This window comes from Mesorhizobium sp. LNHC229A00 (genome assembly GCF_000502415.1).
Classification (GTDB): domain Bacteria; phylum Pseudomonadota; class Alphaproteobacteria; order Rhizobiales; family Rhizobiaceae; genus Mesorhizobium.
Genome location: NZ_AYWQ01000098.1, coordinates 1 through 1,308, shown reverse-complemented (window position 1 = coordinate 1,308; position 1,308 = coordinate 1). Strand labels below are relative to the sequence as shown.

Annotated in this window: 2 protein-coding genes; both read left to right on the top strand. The window is 60.7% G+C overall.

Annotation, left to right across the window (positions count from 1 at the left end; translation table 11 throughout):
• Positions 1 to 291, top strand: a 291-nt coding sequence (locus tag X742_RS0139485) for a LysR substrate-binding domain-containing protein (protein WP_245275666.1), incomplete at its 5' end; no start/stop codon positions are given.
• A 322-nt stretch (positions 292 to 613) separates the two neighbouring features.
• The coding region (locus X742_RS1000000174620; RefSeq protein WP_023775619.1) for a LysR family transcriptional regulator at positions 614 to 1,308 on the top strand (695 nt) is incomplete at its 3' end.

Sequence of the window (1,308 nt, the reverse complement as noted above, 5' to 3'; positions counted from 1 at the left end):
TTTCCCAGTGCCGATATGGCCTATCGTGCCGCGGCCATGGGCCAGGGCGTCGCGATCGGAGACCTCTCTGTGCTTCACGACGAGATTGCCAAGGGAGAACTGGTGCTGCCGTTCAAGGATATGCAGATCTTTGACGACACCGAGGCATATCACTTGTGTGGCAGAAGAGATCGCTGGACGGATCCGCGTATCGCTGCGTTTCGTAGGTGGGTTTCGAGCGAGGCTACCGGGGTCCTGATGGGTGCACCGGGCACNTTAGAGGCCGTGCCGCAGCCACATCCACTCAAGTGAGGTCCGCCGGTCTCTCAGGACCTGATCGAGAGACGCTGGATGAGGCGGGCGATAGTCGAGTTCTCCTGTGTCGTAGCCAAGATACGCCGGAGGGTTTGACATCACCTGTTCGGAGCGAGCGGCGTCCATGGTTTCGCGAACACTTTTGCCTACTCGCCTCCAGAGTCCTGAGAAGATTTCGAGCGGGCGCCAGGTGGCGGTGATCGGAGCGACTTGATCGGTGTGCATTTGAGTTTCCTCCTTGGTGATTGAAGGATGCTCGGTCTGCTCGGTCGCTGGAAACGAGTTGCATAAATCGGGCTCATGAGCGATTCTCATTCCCATGGGCATCCCCACGGGATTGGACCTCGATCTGCTGCGGAGCTTCATCGCCATCGCGGAGGAAGGGAGCTTTACCCGCGCAGCCGACAGGGTCGGACGGACGCAGTCGGCAGTTTCACTACAGATGCAACGGCTCGAAGGGGTCCTTGGTCAGATCGTGATCGTTCGCGGCAAGGGCGGGAGCGTCGAACTGAACCAGCAGGGGAGATATCTGCTTGAGCGCGCGCGAGAGCTCCTGGCTCTCAATGACGACGTCATGCGATCGATGCGTGCCGCCCCGGTGCACGGCACGATAAGATTGGGCGTCGCTGCGGAACTTTCCGAACAGCATCTGTCGAAGGTTCTGGCTCGCTTCGCCCACGTGGCGCCGGCGGTGGAGGTCGAGGTCGAGATCGGCGCATCCTGCCAGCTTGCCTTGAACCTGAAGGCGGGAGAACTCGACCTTGTCCTGTTGCGCGCGGGACTCGAGCCTCGGCAATGGCCTGCGGTCGAGATTTGGCGCAGCCCGACGAAATGGATCACGTCAAATACGCACCGCCAGCATCTCCGCGATCCTTTGCCACTGTCGACCTCACCTGTGGGTTGCCCGTGGCGACCTGCCGAATACAGCGAATGCCCATGGCGCGGAATGGTGTTCAAGGCGCTGGAACAGGCTGGGCGTAGCTACCGTGTCGTATCAACGTCAGCGACGACGCA